The organism is Achromobacter kerstersii, assembly GCF_902859595.1.
GTDB lineage: Bacteria > Pseudomonadota > Gammaproteobacteria > Burkholderiales > Burkholderiaceae_B > Achromobacter > Achromobacter kerstersii.
The window spans coordinates 83,768-101,903 of sequence record NZ_CADIJQ010000015.1; the positions used below are offsets into that span (position 1 = coordinate 83,768).

An 18,136-nucleotide genomic window follows, 5' to 3' on the forward strand; every position below is an offset into this window, starting at 1 on the left:
CCGTTCCCATGCTCCCTTGCGGGCCACGCGCCGCTGGATAGGCTCCCATGAAGCGCGTCCTGGGCACCCTCTATATCTTGGGTCTGACCATGGTGATGTTCGCCCTCACCATGCTGATTCCGTTGGTGGTCGCGTATGTCGGCGGCGACGCCGCGCGCCAGGCGTTCCTGAACGGCTTCCTGATCTCGGTGGGCATCGGGGGCGGGCTGGCCGCGCTGACCCGGCGCAGCCGCTGTGAACTCCGGGCGCGTGACGGCTTTGTGTTGGTCTCGGCCGTGTGGGCCGGGCTGCCGCTGTTGGCCGCGATTCCGCTGATGCTGTACTTCCACGGCGCGGGGCTGCCACTGTCGTTCACGGGCGCCTATTTCGAGGCCATGTCCGGACTGACGACCACCGGCGCCACGGTGCTGACCAACCTGGACGCCTTGCCCGCGTCGATCAACCTGTGGCGCGCCACGCTGATCTGGATTGGCGGCATGGGCATCCTGGTGCTGGCCGTGGCGATTTTGCCGCTGCTGGGCGTGGGCGGCCATCAGGTCGTGCGGGCCGAAACGCCCGGGCCCATGAAGGACGAGCGCCTGACGCCGCGCATCGCCAGCACGGCCAAGGCGCTGTACGCGGTGTACTTCGTGTTCTCGATCCTGTGCTTCCTGGCCTACCGGGCGGTGGGGCTGTCGTGGTTTGAAGCCTGGTGCCACATGGCCACCACGATGGGCCTGGGCGGTTTTTCCACCTGGGACGACGGTTTCGCCCACTTCGATTCGGTGGCCGTGGAAATGGTGGCCATGGTGTTCATGCTGATCGCCGGCATCAACTTCGCCACCCACTTCAACGCCTTCCGCCAGCGCAGCCCGCGCGCCTACGTGCGGTGTCCGGAAGCCATTCCGTACCTGGTCATCGTGCTGGGGGTGGGGCTGGTCATTTCGGTGTTCCTGTACGTCAAGGGCGTCTACGCCGAGCCGCTGGAAGCGCTGCGCTACGGCATGTTCAACACCATTTCGATGGCTACCACCACCGGCTACGCAAACACGGACTTCGCGCAGTGGCCCCTGTTTGCACCGCTGACGATGCTGCTGCTGTCCGGCTTCGCGACGTCGGCCGGGTCAACCGGGGGCGGCATCAAGATGATTCGCGCGATCCTGCTGGTCAAACAGGCGCGCAACGAGCTGGTAACAATGTTGCACCCGCATGCGGTCAGCCCGGTGCGAATCAACGGCCGGGCAGTTGAGGGCCGCACCATGTCGTCCGTGCTGGCCTTCATGCTGTTCTACGGGCTTTCTATCGCGGTTTTCACAAGCCTGCTGCTGCTCTCTGGGCTGGACCCGATTACGGCGTTCTCGGCCGTTTTCGCCAGCGTCAACAACACCGGCCCGGGCTTGGGCCCGGTGGGCCCCATGGGCAACTTCGCCGTGCTGTCTGATTTCCAGATCTGGGTCTGCACCTTCGCCATGCTGATCGGGCGCTTGGAATTGCTGACCGTGCTGGTGCTGTTCACGCCCATTTTCTGGCGCAAATAAGGGCCACCGGGCTCGAATTTTCACCCGGGATAACCCGATAAAGGGTTATCCCACCCCCTCTCGAAATCCGCTTCCTGACTTGGATTGCCGCCGCCATCGGCCCGCAACCCGCGCCGTTTCTATGTTGTAAGCACTTGCTCACTTATCCTCAGAGGGCAAAACTGGATGCTTCGCGATGTTGCACACAAATGTCACGATTTTCAATCGTTTTGCCACAAACCTGCGGCTATCATGCGTTCACAAGCTGCCGTCTAGTGCCCCCCGGGATGTTGCCGGGCTTCAAGGTCGAACGGCGCATCCCTCATCAAACATTCAAAGGAGTCCGAGATGGAACAGATCCCGTTCATTTCGTCGGCCCCCAACACCTTGGGCATCGAACTCGAGCTGCAACTGATCGACCCCCGTAGTTTTGATTTGACCGCTGCCTCCGATGAACTGTTGGCCCAGATGGCCAACCACCCCATTGCCGATCGCGTTAAACCGGAAATCACGCGGTCAATGATCGAACTGAATTCCTCGGTGCATGAGCACCCCATGGGCCTGCTGGCCGAAATGCGCGAAATGCGCGACGCCTTGGTCGAAGCCGCCGACGCGGTCGGCGTATCGGTCGCAGGCGGCGGGGCGCATCCGTTCATGCGGTGGCAAGAGCGGTCTATCTCGGACACCCCGCGCTTCCAGTACCTGGCCGAAATGTACGGTTACCTGGCGCGTCAATTTACGGTTTTCGGCCAACACATCCACTTGGGCGTGAAAAGCGGCGACGATTCCATCAAGTTGCTGCGCCGTCTGTCCCCTTATGTGCCGCACTTCATCGCGCTGTCGGCCTCGTCGCCGTACTGCGAGGGCGTGGATACGCTGTTTTCGTGCTCGCGTCTGAACGCGGTGAACAGCTTCCCGCTGGCTGGCCACATGCCGCCTGAAGTAAAGGACTGGTATCAGTTCGAGGCCCATCTGGCCCAGCTGCGTGAATACGGCCTGGCGGAAAGCATCAAGGACTTGTACTGGGATATCCGCCCGAAGCCGGAGTTCGGCACGGTCGAGATCCGCGTCTGCGACACCCCGCTGACGGTTGAACGCGCTTGCCAGATCGCGGCATTCGCTCAGGCCTTGGCCGTGCTGCTGATGCGTGAAGAGGACCCCAGCGACAAGGCGTGGCTGTCCTATCGCAGCAACCACTTCCAGGCTTGCCGTTTTGGCTTGCAGGGCAGTTACGTGACGCCGGACGGCCAGCGCCTGCGCCTGATGGACCATCTGCGCGCCTTGTTCCAGCGCCTGATGCCGGTGGCGGAAGAGCTGGGCACGGGCGACATGATCGCCGCGCTGCGCGACGAAGCCATGCGCAGCGGCAACGATGCGCGCTGGCTGCGTAGCCAGTTCCATCGCCTGCGCGACCTGCCGCTGGTGGTTGACGCCATGGCGCATGCCTGGCGTGGCGAGTCGGCGGCTGCCGCTGCCCCGGCGGAACCCACGGCGGTGCTGCGCCGCCGTATCCGGGCGAACTCTGAGCCAATGCAGCCTTTGTCGGCCTCTGAACCGGGGGTCAGCGTGCCCCTGCCGGAACGCCTGCACTAGGCACGCGTTCCGGGGCGCGGACCCTGTTCAGGGGTTTCCGCGCTGCCGGCCGCCGATGGCGCTGACGGACAGCCGGGTTTCTCCGGCCACCGTTCGATGCGCGGCGGCGCGCCAGGCGTGGCCATAGGCCACTTCAATACTCAATGCGATCAGCCCGTCGGGCCGTCGCTGCGCTTCCAGCGCGGCGACGAGGCGGTCGCGCCAGTCGCGGCCGACCAGCCCGCCACGACGGCCTTCAGCCGGGTTGCCGCCTAGCGCGCGCACGTCCGCCAGCAGCTTTTCGGGGCTGCGGTAGGTCAAGGTCAGGATTTCCTGGTCCATGACCGGGTCGGCAAAGCCGTTTTCCACCAGCAGGTCACCAAAGTCGTGCATGTCCACAAAGGACGGCGTGGTGGTGGCCAGACCGGCGTCGGTCAACGCCTGGCGCAGCTCGCGCAGCGTGGCCGGCCCCAGACAGGAGAACATCGCCAGCCCGCCCACCTTCAGGATGCGCCGCCATTCGGCCAGTACGGCGTGCGGGGCGCGATGCCAGTGCATGGCCAGGTTCGACCAGACCAGTTCCAGCGATTCCGGGGCCAGCCCCGTCTCCGCCAGATCGGCGTTGACGAAGGCCGGGGCAGACGGGCCGCGGCGGGCCAGCTTGCCGATCCAGGCGCCCAGGCCCGCAGGCGCGTGGCGCTTTCTGGCCAGCTCCAGCAGCGGTTCGCAATTGTCCAGCCCGGTGTAGGCGGCATCTGTATAGCGTTCGCGCAGCAGGGGTAGGTTATCGCCGGCCCCACAGCCGGCATCCAGCATCGCTTGCGGTTGTACGCGTATGTATTGCAGGCGGCCAAGCATGCGGCGGGCCACTTCGCCATACAGAAATTGAGCGTCAGACAAGTCGCCACGGCGGGCAAACTGGCGCGGCACATCGGCGCTGACGATGGGAAGAGTGGGGAGAGGGGCGGATTCTGGCAGGGACATTTCGGTCACGCCCGCGACGTCGCCGCGGGGCGGAACATGATTTCATGGGGGATGGCACCCATTATTGCGCATCCCGGCCGACGTACCCGATTGCCCCTACAGGCCATGGGGCGGTGGTTGGCGTCCCGAATCGGCTGCGACTGCCCGCTGTGCGGCGCGCGTGTGGCGGGGGCGCGGCTATGTGGTGGGTGCCAGGCTGACATCACCTTTGCTCCGCCCGGCAGCCCGCCGCGTTGTACGCGTTGCGCCTTGCGCTTACCCCATACGGCGTCAACGTGCCCGGCTTGTCTGGGCGCCCCGCGCGCCTACCTGCGCACGATCGTCGCGTTCGACTACTTGCCCCCCGCTGACGCCCTGATTCGCATGCTGAAGACCCAGCTGCGCTTGAGCATGGCGCCGGTGCTGGCGCGCCTGCTGGCTGACGCCGTTCGCAGCGAAGACGGGCTGCCCGAAGGCATCTTGCTGGCGCCCATTCCCGCCAGCCGAGCGTCGCTGCGCCTGCGCGGCATGAATCCGGCGGCGGAGATCGCGCGCAGTTTGTCGGCGGAACTGAATGTGCCACTTGTCCGCCACGCGCTGCGCCGGCGGCGCGAAACGCCCCGGCAGACGGCGTTGGGCCGACGCGCCCGGCGTCAGGTGGCAGCGGGCGTGTTTCTGGGCGCGCCGTCGGTGCGGGGCCGGCATGTCGCGGTGGTGGACGACGTCATGACCACGGGCAGCACCGTTGAAGCCGCCGCCGTCGCCTTGCTGGCGGCGGGCGCGGCCGGGGTGACCGTGCTGGTGGTCGCCCGTACGCCGTGACCCCGAACGCCTTGCGCCGCAAATCGGCGACAATTCCGCCAGGCGGCGCGTCGCTGCTCCGCATTCCGTCCGCGTTTTCGCCGTCTTGTATTGGGGGCTCGGCTTTCGGCCTAGCCCCTTCGCCCAGACCCGCCGCCCAGACTTTCCCCTAGCCTTCGCCCCGTAGCCCCGCCATGTTCCACGTCATCCTCGTCTGCCCCGAGATTCCTCCCAACACCGGCAACGCCATCCGGCTGTGCGCCAACACCGGTGCTCAATTGCACCTGGTGCGCCCGCTGGGTTTTGAATTGGACGATGCCCGCATGCGGCGCGCCGGCCTGGATTATCACGAGTGGCAGCCCGTGCGCGTGCATGACACGTTGCAGGAAGCGCTGGACGATACGGGGGCGGACGCCTCCAGCATCTACGCGCTGACGACGCAGGCGCAGCGCAGCGTGGCAGACATCGGATTCAAGCCGGGGGATGTGTTCGTGTTCGGCCGCGAGACGGCCGGGCTATCGGATGAACATCAGGCGATGTTCGCGCCCCAGCAGCGCTTGCGCTTGCCGATGCGCGCCGGGCAGCGCAGTTTGAACCTGTCGAACGCCGTCGCGGTGACGGTGTTCGAAGCGTGGCGTCAGCAAGGGTTTGAAGGCGGCGTGTAAGCACGCCGCCTGTTCCTGAACGGCGCGCTCAATCCAGCGACAGGTTCAGCTTTTCAATCACCTGGTCCCAACGCGCCTTCTCATTCTTGATGCGGGCGGTCAGGGCTTCCGGTGTGGACGGCGCGGGCGTGAAGTACTGCAACGCCAGTTGCTTGCGCACGGCGTCGCTGTTGATGATGCGGGCCAGCTCGCTATTGAGCCGTTCAACGATCGGGGTGGGCGTGCCTGCCGGGGCCAGCACCGCGTTCCACGAAATGGCTTCAAAGTCGGGGTAGCCTTGCGAGGCCATCGTCGGCACGCCCGGCAGCGCTTCGCTGGGTTGCAGGCTGGTCACGGCCAGCAGCTTGACCTTGCCGTCGCGCGCTTGCGGCACGGCGATGGCGGGCACCATGAACCCGGCTTGCACATCGCCGCCGATGATGGCGGTAATGACCTGCGGGAAGCCGGAATAGGGAATGTGCGCCAGGTCCACACCGGCGCGTTCCTTGAACATTTCCATCGCCAGATGCGCCGAACTGCCCGGGCCGACCGAACCGTAATTCAGCGAGTTGCCGCGGCCTTTGACGAGTTTGACGAAGTCCTGGACGTTGTCGACCTTCAGGCTGCCCGGCACGACCAGCACGTTGGGGCTGGTGCCCACCAGCGAGATCGGCGCCAGATCGTTGATGGGGTCATAGCCCAGCGTCTTCTTGTACAGCGTGGGGGCCGTGACCAGCGGGCCGTTGATCGTGTAGAGCAACGTATAGCCGTCGGGCTTGGCCTGCGACACGATGCGCGTGCCGATGTTGCCGCCCGCGCCCGGCTTGTTGTCGATGACGATGGGCTGGCCCAGCGCTTGCGACAGCGGCTCGGAAATCGTGCGCGCCAGAATGTCCGGCGACGAGCCGGGCGGGAAGGGCACGACCATATGGATCGGGTGATCGGGCCAGTCGGCATGGGCGGCGGCCGGCAGCACGGCGGCTAGAGCCAGGCACAGGCCGCGCAGAAGCGGGCCGACCCGGAGCTTGCGGGTTTGCGTCATGAAGGATGTCTCCTCGAAAGGGGGCGGGTGTTTTGTTGTTAGGGTGAAATCAGAGGTGGCCGCCCAGCGATTCGTCGTCCAGCGGGCCGCTGGCGTCCGCGCTTTCGTCGCGCGGGTCGCGCGCAAGCAGGGCGGACACCGCGGTCATGGGGGCGACGCCGTCAAACAGCACGGCGCAGACGGCTTCGGTGATGGGCAGTTCGACGTTGATGGCGCGGGCGCGGTCGCGCGCGGCGCGGGCGCAGCGCACGCCTTCGGCGGTGATGCCGCTGGCGAGGATGTCGGCCAGCTTGCGGCCGGCGCCGATTTCCAGGCCCACGCGGCGGTTGCGCGACAGTTCGCCCGTGGCGGTCAGCACCAGGTCGCCCAGGCCCGTCAGGCCGGCGAAGGTGCTGGCGCGTGCGCCCAGCGCAACGCCAAAGCGGGTCATTTCGGCCAGGCCGCGGGTGATCAGCGCGGCGCGGGCGTTGGTGCCCAGCGCCAGCCCGTCGCCAATGCCACAGGCGACTGCAATCACGTTTTTCAGCGCGCCGCCCACTTCCACGCCGACCAGATCAGCGCTGGCGTACACGCGCAGCGCCGCGCCGTGAAACGCGGATGTGGTGGCGTCACGCAACGCGGTGCTGGTGCTGGCCACCGTCAGCGCAACCGGCAGGCCTTGAGCGACTTCGCGCGCAAACGACGGGCCCGACAAGGCGCCGCCGATGGCGTCAGGCAGCGCCTGGCGCATGATTTCGTGGGGCAGCCTGGCCGTGTCGGCTTCAAAGCCTTTGCACGTCCAGACGATGGGGGTGTCTTGTAATCCCAACGCGGGCAACCGGCGCGACAGTTCGCTGCAAATGGCGGTCAGCCCGGCCACGGGTACGCCCAGCACGATCAGGCGGCGTGCGCCCTCGTCTTGCAGGCTGCGCAGCGTGGCGTCGAGATCAGAGGAAAAATTCAGGGACTTGGGCAGAGAGATGCCCGGCAGATAGCGCGCGTTTTCATGCGTGGCGGCCATGGCGGCAGCCTGCGCGGCGTCGCGCGCCCAAAGCGTGGTGGCGTGGCGGCGGCTGGAGGCCGCCGCCAGCGCGGTGCCCCAACTTCCCGCACCCAGAACAGCAACGCGCAAGCGCGGCTCGGTGGGATGGTTCATCGGGGCGTGGCGTGCTTACTGGCGGGTGGCGCTGGCGGGCAGGATGATGCCCGAGTCGCTGCCATTGCCATTGCCGTTGGCGGCGCCTTGCTGCTGTTGCAACTCGGCCAGGCGCTGTTCGTACAGAGCTTGGAAGTTGACTTCGGTCAGGTGCAGCGGCGGCATCGAGGTGCGGGTGATCGCATCGGCGATGTTGGCGCGCAGGTACGGGTACAGCATCGTCGGGCAAACAATGCCCAGCAGCGGATCGAGCTGCTCTTCGGGGATGTTGGCCGCTTCGAAGATGCCGGCTTGCGTGCCTTCAACCAGGTACACGACCTTGTCGTTGATGCGGGTCGTGACGGTGACGGTGACCGTGGTTTCGAACACGGTTTCGGCCAGGCGCTGGCCGCCCACGGTGATGCTCACTTCAACCTGGGGCGCTTCTTGCTCCAGGAAGACGTGGGGCGCGTTCGGCATTTCCAGCGAAAGGTCTTTCAGGTAGACGCGTTGCAGATTGAACGAGGGCGCGTCGTTGCCGCCTTCTTGCTGGGTGTTTTGGTCTTGATCAGCCATGAGTGTTTCCGTTGGTGGGAGGGGGCAAAGGTAAGGGCGATTAGCCGTTCAGCAAGGGGGCAAGGCCGCCCGAGCGATCCAGGGCCATCAGGTCGTCGCAACCGCCGACATGGGTATCGCCAATGAAGATTTGCGGCACGGTGCGTCGGCCGGTACGTTCGATCATGACATCGCGCTGGGACGGGTCCCGGTCGATCTGGATGATTTCCAGGTCACTCACGCCGCGTTGCTCAAGCAGAGCCTTGGCGCGTGCGCAATAAGGACAATAGTCCTTGCTGTACATGACAACTTTATTCATAGGCGCTCCTGAGGATTCAAGATGAAAAGGGGGGCGAGCCGCGCTCAGCCCTTTTGGGTGACCGGCAGGCTGGCGGCCGACCAGGCGCGCATGCCGCCGTCCAGCGGCACGACGTCCGCGAAACCCTGGGCGCGCAGCTTGGCGGCGGCGCGGGCCGAGTCACGGCCGTTATCGCACACCACAACCAGCGGCTTGTTCTTGGGCAGCGACGCGGCCTTTTGTTCGAGATCGGCGGCCGGCACGTTGCGGGCCTGGGCGATATGGCCGGCCTGGAACTGTTCGGCGGGGCGCACGTCAACCCAGACAGCGTTGCGCTGGTTGACCATCTGAATGGCTTCGCCGGTGCTGACGGCCGAGCCGGAGCGGCCCTTGCGCAAGGCTGGAATCGCCAGCATCACGCCGGAGATCACGGCCACGCCGACGATGAAGACGTTGTTTTTATCGAGCAAGAATTGCAAAAGATCCACGGGGCATCCTGAAGGGTGGCGACGAGCCTGGTAACGGCGAACCCGAGATGAAATCCGGGTCGCCGCGCCAGGGAAATGGACGGGTGCGCCGGGGCTAAATCAAGGGCAAAATCACTCAATTATAAAATGAGCGCATTCTTTAACCATCCTTTAACTTTAACCCGCGCGGAAAGCGTGCCAAACCATGCATAAACTCGTTCTGATGCGCCACGGCGAAAGCCAGTGGAATCTGGAAAACCGTTTCACCGGCTGGACCGACGTCGACCTGACCGAAACCGGCCGCGAACAGGCCCGCAAGGCGGGCGAATTGCTGAAGAAAGAGGGCTACACCTTCGATCTGGCCTATTCGTCGCTGCTCAAGCGCGCCATCCGCACCCTGTGGATCGCGCTGGACGCCATGGACGCCATGTACACCCCGGTCGGCGTGAACTGGCGCCTGAACGAACGCCACTACGGCGCGCTGCAAGGCCTGAACAAGGCCGAGACCGCCGCCCAGTATGGCGACGAGCAAGTCCTGATCTGGCGCCGCGCCTACGCCATCGCCCCGGAACCGCTGGCGCTGGACGACGAACGCCACCCGCGTTTCGACAGCCGCTACGCCAAGATCCCGGCGGACCAGCTGCCCGCCACCGAGTGCCTGAAAGACACCGTGGCCCGCGTGCTGCCGTTCTGGAACGAATCGATCGCCCCGGCCATCCGCGCCGGCCGCAAGGTGCTGGTCGCCGCCCACGGCAACAGCCTGCGCGCCCTGATCAAGCACCTGGACAATGTGTCGGACGACGACATCGTCAACGTGAACATTCCGACCGGCCAGCCGCTGGTCTACGAATTGGATGATGACCTGCGCCCGATCCGCCACTATTATCTGGGCGACGCCGCCGAGATCGAGGCGGCCATGGCTGCGGTCGCAGCTCAGGGTAAGGCTAAGAAGGACTAAAGGACCTGTTCACACCAGATGGAACCTCGCATGATTGCGCAATCACCCTTCGGGCAGGCTGAAAATCGGGCGCCTGGCGTTGTTGTAGCCTCCTTGCGTGGTGCAGGCCACGCGGCGTCGGCCACGCCTAGCCCGGCACCCGATTTTCAGCCTGTGCGAGGCTCCCTCCGGTGAGAGCAGGTCCTACTATGCGTCGCACGGCAGGGGTGTTGTTGGCGGTCATGTTGACCGGCGGAGCGTTGTCGGCTCGGGCCGCGCCTAACGACCTTGCCGGACGCCAGTCCGACGCTGAGCGTCAGCAGGCCGCCTTGCGGGATCGCATCGAAAACCTGCAAAAGGATATCGATGGCCGCGAGGCCGCCCGCAAGGAAGCCGCCGATGCGTTGAAGCAATCGGAATCGGCCATCTCCAAGATCAACCTGCGCCTACGGGAGCTGGCCGAGGCCAACCGCCAGGCGCAGGCGGACCTGACCGGGCTCGAAAAGCAGATCGGCGTGCAGGAAACCGTGCTGGCCAAACGCCGCACGGAACTGGCCGAACAATTGCGCACCCAGTACACCAGCGGCTTGTCGCCGTGGACGGCGCTGCTGTCTGGTGACGATCCCCAAGTGCTGGGCCGCAACCTGGGTTACCTGGATTACGTGTCGCAAGCCCGCGCCAACGCGGTGCAGGCCTTGCGCGAAGACATCGAACGCCTGGCCGCATTGCAGACGCGTGCCGACGCCCGGCGCGCGGAAATTGAAAAAGTCGTGGCCGAAACCTCGGAGCAGAAGACCGCTCTGGTCGGCCAGCAGAAAGAGCGCGCCACCTTGCTGGCGCAGCTGGAAGGGCAGATTGCCGCCCAGCGCGCCGAGGCCAACAAGCTGGGCCGCGATGATCAGCGCCTGTCGCGCCTGATCACCGATCTGGATGCGGCCATCGCCAAGCAGATCGAAGAGGCCCGCAAGGCCGAGGAAGCGCGCAAGAAGGCGGAAGAGGCCCGTCGCGTGGAAGAGGCCCGCCGCGCCGCCGAGGAGGCCAAAAAACGTGCCGAGGCCGAACGCCGTGCGGACGAAGCCCGCAAGAAGGCCGAGGCCGACCGCAAGCTGGCCGCCGACGCGGCCGCGCGCCGTGATCGCGATTCGCGGGATGCCCGCGATGCCGCGCAGGCGCGTGAACAAGTCGAAGCGGCCTCGCGGCAGAATCGCGGGCCGGTCGCCGTGGCCGACCCGGACGCCGCAGGATTACGTCCGGCTGAACAGAAACACACGCGTTTGACCGATCCGGTCCAAACGCCGCCCGCGGCAGCGGAAAAACCCGCAGAAACGCCCAAAAAAGCGGAACCCAAAGCGGAACCTGCCGAGCCCGAAACCACTCCAACCCGCAGTGCATCGGCTCAGCAGGCCAGCCGCGCCGCGCCTGCGGTCGGCGGCGGCAGCGGTTTGAAGCATGGCCTGGCCATGCCGGTGCGCGGCCAGGTGCAAGGCCGTTTCGGGGTCGACCGCCCGGATGGCGGCGTTTGGCGGGGCGTGGTGCTGCGCGCGCCGGAAGGCACGCCTGTCAAGGTGGTGGCCCCCGGCACCGTGGTCTACGCCGAATGGTTGCGGGGTTTTGGCAACCTCATCATTGTGGATCATGGCCAGCAATACCTGACGGTCTATGCTTACAACCAAAGTCTGCTCAAACGGGTGGGGGATTCGGTGACAGGTGGCGATACTATTGCTACGGTAGGGGCAACCGGCGGCCAAGTGGAATCCGGCCTATACTTTGAAATTCGCCATCGTGGCGCTCCTGTGGACCCGGCCCAGTGGCTGGCCCAATAGGTTGGTAGGTAAAGTCGTTGGTAAATTACCAAACCCCCATCGGCGAAAACAAAATTCGGGAAGTGTGCATGGGCACTCGCAAGTTTCGCGGTTTCGGTCTGATTGCCATCGGTGCGGTGGCTGGCGTATTGCTTAGCGTGGGGGTAACAGCCGTTGCTCAGCGCGGCAGTCCTTTGCCTTTGGACGAGCTCAGGCAACTGAGCAACGTGTTCGCGGCCATCAAGAACAACTACGTCGAAGCGGTCGATGACAAGACCCTGATCGACAATGCCATCTCTGGCATGGTCTCCAACCTTGACCCCCACTCCGCCTATCTGGATGCCGACGCGTTCCGCGAAATGCAGACGGCCACGCAAGGCGAGTTCGGCGGCCTGGGTATCGAGGTCGGCGCGGAAGACGGCTTCGTCAAAGTGATTTCGCCGATCGAAGACACGCCCGCCGCGCGCGCTGGCGTGATGGCCGGTGACCTCATCATCAAAATCGACGACACGCCCACCAAGGGCATGACGCTGAACGACGCTGTGAAGCTCATGCGTGGCGCGCCCAAGTCGCCGATCACGCTGACCATCATGCGCGCCGACCGTCCCCAGCCCATCGTGCTGAAGATCGTTCGCGACGTCATCAAGGTTCGCAGCGTGCGCAGCAAGATGCTGGACAACGGCATCGGCTACGTCCGCGTTGCTCAGTTCCAGGAAAAGACCGGCGCTGATCTGGCCAAGCAACTGAAGGACCTGGGTGCGAAGGAAGCGCCCAAGGGTTTGGTGCTTGACCTGCGCAACGACCCGGGCGGCCTGTTGACCAGCGCCATCGGCGTGTCCGGCGCGTTCCTGCCGCCTGACGCCCTGGTGGTGTCCACCGACGGCCGTACGCCCGACGCCCGCCACAAGTATCTGGCCACGCCGTCGGAATACGCTCGCGGTGAAAGCAACTACCTGTCGGGCCTGCCCGCCTGGACCAAGACCGTGCCGATGGTGGTGCTGGTGAACGTGGGTTCGGCCTCGGCTTCCGAGATCGTGGCCGGCGCGCTGCAAGACCACAAGCGCGCCAAGGTGCTGGGCAACCGCACGTTCGGCAAGGGCTCGGTGCAAGTCATCCTGCCGCTGTCGGAATCGACCGCGGTCAAGCTGACCACCTCGCGCTACTTCACGCCCAGCGGCCGTTCCATTCAGGCCACCGGTATCGAACCCGACTTTGTCGTGGCCGATACGGCAGATGGCGACTTGTTCCGCCTGCCGCGCGAAGCCGACCTGCAACGCCATCTGTCCAACCCCGAGACCGCCAACGAGGTGAAGTCCAACTCGGCGCAAGACAACGTGGACTTGCCGACCAAGGTGTTCGAATTCGGCGGCAAGGACGACTTCCAGCTGCAACAAGCGCTGAACGTGCTGGCCGGCAAGCCGGTGCAGAAGGGTTCGGCGCGCGCTCAGGCCAAGGCTGACGCCAAGCCGGGCGGCGGCACGGCAACGCGCATGAAGATCACGCCGACCGGAGTCGAGCCCAGCAAGGACAAATGAACGACGAGCAACTGCTGCGCTACGCCCGCCACATCCTGCTGGACGAGCTAGGAATCGAAGGGCAGGAAAAACTGCTGGCGGCGCGTGTGCTCATCGTGGGGGCGGGTGGACTCGGTTCACCCGCTGCGCTCTACCTGGCCACGGCCGGCGTGGGCGACATCACGCTCGCTGATGACGACATCGTCGAACTCAGCAACCTGCAACGCCAGATTCTCCACACCACGGCCAGCGTCGGCCGGCCCAAGGCCGAGTCCGGGCGCGACATGCTGGCGGCGTTCAACCCGCAAGCGCAGGTCCATGCCCGTGTCGAGCGCCTGAAAGACCAAGCGCTTTCTGACGCCGTCGCCGCAGCGGACCTGGTGCTGGACTGCACCGACAACTTCACCACCCGCCACGCCATCAACCGCGCCTGCGTGCAACACCGCAAGCCGCTGGTCTCCGGCGCGGCCATCCGTTTTGACGGGCAGGTCAGCGTGTACGACCTGCGCGATGACAACGCGCCTTGTTACCACTGCCTGTTCCCGGAAGCCGACGACGTCGAAGAAGCCAATTGCGCCACGATGGGCGTGTTTGCGCCGGTGGTCGGCATCATCGGCAGCATGCAGGCCGCCGAGGCGCTGAAATTGCTGTCTGGCATTGGGGAAAGCCTGTCGGGCCGCTTGTTGTGGCTGGACGTGCGCACCATGCAATGGCGCAGCGTCAATGTCCAGCGCGACCCGGAATGCGAGGTCTGCGGCCACCGCGGGCAATAGGCAGGCGCGACCCGCCTCGTTTGTTGTTTCCCCTCATCTTGTGGCCGAATTGCCCTGCCGGACAATGTTAAAGCCTTGAAATACCTGCTATAACGCCCTCCAGCCTACAGAATTCGGGTGATGGCTTTGGACGTGACGGTGTGGATACAGGACTGAAATTCAGTTTGCCTAAGTGGCGCCTGACGCGCTGGCTGACGCATGCTGGTCAGGACACGCCTGCTGATATCCGCGCGGCGCTGATCGCCAGCCTGTTCGGCACGCTGCCCATTTTTGCGGGCGGCGTGATCAACACCTTGATGATTTCTGGCGTGGTCGCCTGGCGCCGGCCCGAGCCCCTCTATATTTCGTGGCTGGTGCTGGAAGTGGTGCTGGCCATCATCCGCGTCACCATCCTGCGGTCCGCGTTACGCGCTGCGCCCAAGGGCGGCAACACCCACACCGACATCTACATTCTGCTGGCCCTGCTGTGGGCGTTCAGCGTGGGCTACGGCGTATTCATCACGTTCATCAACGGCGACTGGCTGGCGGCGACCTTGGCAGGCGTGTCGTGCGGGGCGATGGCCGGCGGTATCTGCTTTCGCAATTACGGTGCGCCACGGCTGGTCGGCGCAATGATCTTCCTGAGCCTGGGGCCGATGTGCCTGGGCGCCTTGTTCACCGGCGAATACGTCACTGCCATCGTCTTCGTGCAGATCCCGTTCTACCTGGTCAGCATGAGCATCGCCTCGCATCGGCTGAACCGCATCCTGGTGTCGACCATGCTGGCCGAGCGCGCCAGCGAACGCCGCGCCAGCGAAGATGCGCTGACGGGCCTGGCCAACCGCACCGGCTTGCAGGCGGCGCTGGAACGGGTCTGCGCCAGCGAGCGCGGGCACGACAGTGACGCCGCGCTGCTGTACATGGACATGGACGACTTCAAGCGCATCAACGATACCTACGGCCATGCCGCGGGCGATCAGGTGCTGACGACCACCGCCCAGCGCATGCGCGCCATGCTGCGCGTGGATGACGTGGCGGCCCGAATCGGCGGCGACGAATTCATCGTGCTGGTGACGGGCATCGACGCCACGGCCGCGTTGCGGCTCGGCGAACACTTGCTGCGCGATGCCTCGCAGCCAATCGCATTGGCGGATGGCACGCGCGTCTGCGTGGGGTTGTCGATCGGCATCTCGATCATTTCGGGCGCCAATCGCAGCCCGCAAGCAGCGTTGGACCTGGCCGACGCGGCGCTGTATCGCGCCAAGGCGCGCGGCGGCCGCTGCTGCGAAATCGTGGGGGGCAGCGAAGCCGAAGACGCTGCGATGGCGCGCGGCAACGGCGAACCCGCGACCGCCTGACGCGATCAAGCAACGTTATTGAATCCGGATTCTCATCAAAAGTTATCAGATAACCTGAAAAGTAGGCCTATAATCCGCCCATGTTGACCAAGAGCCTCACCCTGACCGAACAGGTCGCCCGCCAGATCGCCACGGATATCGCCGATGGCGTGCACGCCGTGGGCGTCAAACTTCCCCCTGGCCGCGTCCTGGCCGAGCAGTACGGCGTCAGCGCCGCCGTGATCCGCGAAGTGACCGAACGCTTGCGCGCCCAAGGGCTGATCCAAAGCCGCCAAGGCTCGGGCAGCACCGTGATATCCCGCACGGGCGCTCAAGGGTTTCAGGTGTCCAGCGGACTCGCCGTTGACCGCGACAAGCTGGCCGACGTCTACGAATTGCGGATGGAACTTGAAGGCGGCGCGGCGGCGCTCGCCGCCGTGCGGCGCAATGCCGCCGACCTGAGCGCCATGGCGCAGGCGCTGGCGGACCTGGAGGCCCATCTTGAGCACCCCGAGCAGGGCGTGGAACACGACATCGCGTTCCACGTCGCCATCGCCACCGCCACGCACAACCGCACCTATCAAGACCTGTTGCAGTACCTGAACCTGCAGCTGAGGCTGGCCGTCAGCACCGCCCGGTCGAATAGCCGCCTGCAAGACGGCCTGACCGCGGCCGTGCATCAGGAGCACGTCGCAGTCTTTGAAGCGATTCGCGCACGCAATCCCGAACGGGCCCGCCAGGCGGCGGTGCGCCATTTGCAGCAGGCGGCCAGCCGCCTGCAACTTGATTCCCTCTTTCCCGCAGCCACGCAGACATCATGAGCGCATCCGATTTCACGCAACGCCTCACCCAAGCGCTGGGCCCCGACACCGTCTACACCGCCGAGTCGGACATCACGCCGTGGCTGTCCGACTGGCGCGGCCTGTACAACGGCCACGCGCAAGCCGTGGTGCGCCCGCGCAACACCGCAGAAGTCGCCGCCTGCCTGGCCTTGTGCCAGCAAGAGGGCGTGCCGGTGGTGCCGCGCGGTGGTAACACGGGCTTGTGCGGCGGCGCGACACCAGACAGCGGAACGAAGAACGTCGTGCTGAGCCTGGACCGCATGAACGCCGTGCGATCCATCGACACGGTCGCCAACACGATGGTTGCCGAAGCCGGCGCCATCCTTGGCAACCTGCGCCGCGCGGCGCAGGACGCCGGGCGCTTGTTGCCCTTGAGCCTGGCGGCGGAAGACTCCAGCCAGATCGGCGGCAACGTCGCCACGAACGCAGGCGGCGTGAACGTGGTGCGCTACGGCATGGCGCGTGAATTGGTGCTGGGCCTGGAAGCCGTGCTGCCCACGGGCGAAATCTTCAACGGCCTGCGCACGCTGCGCAAGGACAACACGGGCTACGACCTGAAGCAGTTGCTGATCGGCTCCGAAGGCACGCTGGGCGTGATCACCGCCGTGGCGCTGCGCTTGTTCCCGCGCACCGATGTCCGTTCCGTGGTGCTGACGGCCGTCGAGTCACCGGCGCAGGCGTTGCAGCTGTTCGAGATTCTGTTCGAACAATGCGGCGCGCGTCTGCAAGCGTTCGAGTACTTCTCGGGCGATTGCCTGGACCTGGTGCTGACGCATGCCGAGGGCGTGCAGGAACCCTTTGATCAGCGCTATCCCGCGTATGTGTTGGTAGAGCTGGCGGATACGGCGGATGAAGCGGGTCTGACGACGTTGCTGGAGAACGTGATTGGCACGGCGCTGGAACGCGGCCTGTGCCTGGACGCAGCAGTGTCGGCGTCGTTGTCGCAATTGCAGACGTTGTGGAAGTTGCGCGAAGAAATTTCGGAAGCCCAACGCGCCGACGGCCCGCACCTGAAGCACGATGTGTCGCTGCCGATTGAACGCATTCCGGATTTCATGGTGTCGGCGGAAGCACGCGTGCGCGCGCTGTACCCAGATATCCGCCCCTTCATCTTCGGCCACTTCGGCGACGGCAACCTGCACTACAACCTGTCCCGCCCGGCAGGCGCGGCACGCGACTGGGTAGCGGTGAACGGCGCGGCGATTACGGATGCGGTGTTGGACGAAGTGAATCGTTATGGCGGGAGTATTTCAGCGGAACACGGGATTGGGCAGCTGAAGCGCGAGCATTTCTTGCATAGCAAGGATGCCGTGGAATTGAGGTTGATGCGGGAGATCAAGAAGGTGATGGACCCGGCGGGGATTATGAATCCTGGGAAGTTGTTGTAGGCGGGATTTTGTTGAGTGGTCGAGGGGCTTCGTGAGCTTGGTTTCTTGGGGCGGTCGGTTGATCTTCGTAGGTCGCCCATCGTCGCGGTGGCCCTGACTGCGCGCGCCCACGATTGCGGTCCGGAGCCTTCGCTCCGGACGTCCCTAGGCGGCCCCCCCTTCGTCATCTTCGTCACCCGCCTTCGGCGGGTTCCTTCAGATTCCCTCGGGCGCATCGAGGTTGCGCGCAGTCAGGGCCACCGCGCCGACGGGCTGCCGCTGTCTTGGCATGTCGCGCTGCTAGGGTGTGCCTTAGCCACGAGTGCTGCGGGGCCCGCCGAGTGGCGGCCGCGCGGGCGGCCTTACTCGGCATACGCATTGGTGGGCGTTTGCGCGGTAGTCGCTTTCGCGAATGTGCAGAGCGGTTTTCTAATGCTCCCGCCGCAGGTTTTTGGGGGGTAAAGGGTGGCGCGCGGCGCGAACTGTCTTGCGCATGCCAACCCATTGCGCGCCACGCACTGGGGGAGTGTCAGTTTTTTTGTGTTTAAGGCACTCAGTGCCTGATCCCGTGGAGGATCAGGCGTGTTGATGCTATCTCAGCGATACGGGTCAGTGAAGCGTTCAGCGTAAATA

Annotated in this window: 17 protein-coding genes; 11 read left to right on the forward strand and 6 right to left on the reverse strand. The window is 65.2% G+C overall.

Annotation, left to right across the window (positions count from 1 at the left end; all coding sequences use genetic code 11):
* The first annotated feature begins 47 nt into the window (after positions 1–47).
* Together HV765_RS29170 and HV765_RS29175 are read left to right on the forward strand one after the other, a co-directional pair.
* On the forward strand, positions 48–1,517 hold the full coding sequence (locus HV765_RS29170; protein ID WP_054420622.1) for a TrkH family potassium uptake protein: 1,470 nt from the start codon (positions 48–50) through the stop codon (positions 1,515–1,517).
* A 327-nt stretch (positions 1,518–1,844) separates the two neighbouring features.
* Positions 1,845–3,089, forward strand: coding sequence for a YbdK family carboxylate-amine ligase (locus tag HV765_RS29175; protein WP_054420621.1), 1,245 nt, complete (start codon positions 1,845–1,847; stop codon positions 3,087–3,089).
* 27 nt (positions 3,090–3,116) lie between these two features.
* Here the strand turns inward: HV765_RS29175 and HV765_RS29180 are convergent, their stop codons facing one another.
* Positions 3,117–4,052 carry a methyltransferase domain-containing protein gene (locus HV765_RS29180; protein ID WP_175171750.1) on the reverse strand — a complete coding sequence of 312 codons (936 nt, stop codon included), beginning with the start codon at positions 4,050–4,052 and terminating at the stop codon, positions 3,117–3,119.
* Positions 4,053–4,301: 249 nt separating this feature from the next.
* Between HV765_RS29180 and HV765_RS29185 the strand changes: the two genes are divergently transcribed.
* Entirely contained in the window at positions 4,302–4,853 is a 552-nt protein-coding gene (locus HV765_RS29185) for a ComF family protein (RefSeq protein ID WP_254600766.1), read from the forward strand.
* Positions 4,854–5,026: 173 nt separating this feature from the next.
* Entirely contained in the window at positions 5,027–5,497 is a 471-nt protein-coding gene (locus HV765_RS29190; protein WP_054420619.1) for a tRNA (cytidine(34)-2'-O)-methyltransferase, read from the forward strand.
* A gap of 28 nt (positions 5,498–5,525) precedes the next feature.
* Here the strand turns inward: HV765_RS29190 and HV765_RS29195 are convergent, their stop codons facing one another.
* Genes HV765_RS29195 through HV765_RS29215 form a run of 5 tightly spaced genes read right to left on the reverse strand, consistent with a single transcriptional unit; the run spans position 5,526 to position 8,973 of the window.
* On the reverse strand, positions 5,526–6,518 hold the full coding sequence (locus tag HV765_RS29195) for a Bug family tripartite tricarboxylate transporter substrate binding protein (protein WP_175171751.1): 993 nt from the start codon (positions 6,516–6,518) through the stop codon (positions 5,526–5,528).
* 49 nt (positions 6,519–6,567) lie between these two features.
* On the reverse strand, positions 6,568–7,653 hold the full coding sequence (locus HV765_RS29200) for an NAD(P)H-dependent glycerol-3-phosphate dehydrogenase (protein WP_054420617.1): 1,086 nt from the start codon (positions 7,651–7,653) through the stop codon (positions 6,568–6,570).
* A 15-nt stretch (positions 7,654–7,668) separates the two neighbouring features.
* A complete protein-coding gene (secB, locus tag HV765_RS29205) occupies positions 7,669–8,208 on the reverse strand; it encodes a protein-export chaperone SecB (protein WP_175171752.1) in 540 nt (179 codons plus the stop codon).
* A gap of 40 nt (positions 8,209–8,248) precedes the next feature.
* A complete protein-coding gene (grxC, locus tag HV765_RS29210; protein WP_054420615.1) occupies positions 8,249–8,506 on the reverse strand; it encodes a glutaredoxin 3 in 258 nt (85 codons plus the stop codon).
* A gap of 44 nt (positions 8,507–8,550) precedes the next feature.
* Positions 8,551–8,973 carry a rhodanese-like domain-containing protein gene (locus HV765_RS29215; RefSeq protein ID WP_054420614.1) on the reverse strand — a complete coding sequence of 141 codons (423 nt, stop codon included), beginning with the start codon at positions 8,971–8,973 and terminating at the stop codon, positions 8,551–8,553.
* Between the two features lie 184 nt (positions 8,974–9,157).
* On the opposite strand from HV765_RS29215, the gene gpmA reads away from it, so the two are divergent.
* The 7 genes from gpmA to HV765_RS29250 all read left to right on the forward strand — a co-directional run bounded on the left by gpmA (position 9,158) and on the right by HV765_RS29250 (position 17,524).
* Entirely contained in the window at positions 9,158–9,910 is a 753-nt protein-coding gene (gpmA, locus tag HV765_RS29220) for a 2,3-diphosphoglycerate-dependent phosphoglycerate mutase (RefSeq protein WP_175171753.1), read from the forward strand.
* A gap of 188 nt (positions 9,911–10,098) precedes the next feature.
* Positions 10,099–11,712: a murein hydrolase activator EnvC family protein gene (locus HV765_RS29225; RefSeq protein WP_054420612.1), complete on the forward strand. Its 1,614-nt coding sequence runs from the start codon at positions 10,099–10,101 to the stop codon at positions 11,710–11,712.
* Positions 11,713–11,780: 68 nt separating this feature from the next.
* Positions 11,781–13,226 carry a S41 family peptidase gene (locus HV765_RS29230; protein ID WP_054420611.1) on the forward strand — a complete coding sequence of 482 codons (1,446 nt, stop codon included), beginning with the start codon at positions 11,781–11,783 and terminating at the stop codon, positions 13,224–13,226.
* A complete protein-coding gene (locus HV765_RS29235; protein ID WP_054420610.1) occupies positions 13,223–13,978 on the forward strand; it encodes a HesA/MoeB/ThiF family protein in 756 nt (251 codons plus the stop codon). Before HV765_RS29230 ends, HV765_RS29235 begins: the two co-directional genes overlap by 4 nt.
* Before the next feature lie 140 nt (positions 13,979–14,118).
* Entirely contained in the window at positions 14,119–15,315 is a 1,197-nt protein-coding gene (locus HV765_RS29240; protein WP_175171754.1) for a GGDEF domain-containing protein, read from the forward strand.
* Between the two features lie 80 nt (positions 15,316–15,395).
* Positions 15,396–16,115 (forward strand): FadR/GntR family transcriptional regulator, encoded by a 720-nt coding sequence (locus HV765_RS29245; RefSeq protein ID WP_054420608.1) that lies wholly within the window; start codon positions 15,396–15,398, stop codon positions 16,113–16,115.
* The gene (locus HV765_RS29250) at positions 16,112–17,524 is read left to right on the forward strand and encodes an FAD-binding oxidoreductase (protein WP_054420607.1); all 1,413 of its coding nucleotides are present in this window, start codon (positions 16,112–16,114) and stop codon (positions 17,522–17,524) included. Before HV765_RS29245 ends, HV765_RS29250 begins: the two co-directional genes overlap by 4 nt.
* Positions 17,525–18,136: the final 612 nt, after the last annotated feature.

What these genes read in the sequence shown, in the direction of transcription:
- HV765_RS29170 (WP_054420622.1), top strand. Translation starts at nt 48, where the DNA reads ATGAAGCGCGTCCTGGGCACCCTCTATATCTTGGGTCTGACCATGGTG.
- HV765_RS29175 (WP_054420621.1), top strand. Translation starts at nt 1,845, where the DNA reads ATGGAACAGATCCCGTTCATTTCGTCGGCCCCCAACACCTTGGGCATC.
- HV765_RS29180 (WP_175171750.1), bottom strand. Translation starts at nt 4,052, where the DNA reads ATGTCCCTGCCAGAATCCGCCCCTCTCCCCACTCTTCCCATCGTCAGC.
- HV765_RS29190 (WP_054420619.1), top strand. Translation starts at nt 5,027, where the DNA reads ATGTTCCACGTCATCCTCGTCTGCCCCGAGATTCCTCCCAACACCGGC.
- HV765_RS29195 (WP_175171751.1), bottom strand. Translation starts at nt 6,518, where the DNA reads ATGACGCAAACCCGCAAGCTCCGGGTCGGCCCGCTTCTGCGCGGCCTG.
- HV765_RS29200 (WP_054420617.1), bottom strand. Translation starts at nt 7,653, where the DNA reads ATGAACCATCCCACCGAGCCGCGCTTGCGCGTTGCTGTTCTGGGTGCG.
- secB (WP_175171752.1), bottom strand. Translation starts at nt 8,208, where the DNA reads ATGGCTGATCAAGACCAAAACACCCAGCAAGAAGGCGGCAACGACGCG.
- grxC (WP_054420615.1), bottom strand. Translation starts at nt 8,506, where the DNA reads ATGAATAAAGTTGTCATGTACAGCAAGGACTATTGTCCTTATTGCGCA.
- gpmA (WP_175171753.1), top strand. Translation starts at nt 9,158, where the DNA reads ATGCATAAACTCGTTCTGATGCGCCACGGCGAAAGCCAGTGGAATCTG.
- HV765_RS29225 (WP_054420612.1), top strand. Translation starts at nt 10,099, where the DNA reads ATGCGTCGCACGGCAGGGGTGTTGTTGGCGGTCATGTTGACCGGCGGA.
- HV765_RS29230 (WP_054420611.1), top strand. Translation starts at nt 11,781, where the DNA reads ATGGGCACTCGCAAGTTTCGCGGTTTCGGTCTGATTGCCATCGGTGCG.
- HV765_RS29235 (WP_054420610.1), top strand. Translation starts at nt 13,223, where the DNA reads ATGAACGACGAGCAACTGCTGCGCTACGCCCGCCACATCCTGCTGGAC.
- HV765_RS29245 (WP_054420608.1), top strand. Translation starts at nt 15,396, where the DNA reads ATGTTGACCAAGAGCCTCACCCTGACCGAACAGGTCGCCCGCCAGATC.
- HV765_RS29250 (WP_054420607.1), top strand. Translation starts at nt 16,112, where the DNA reads ATGAGCGCATCCGATTTCACGCAACGCCTCACCCAAGCGCTGGGCCCC.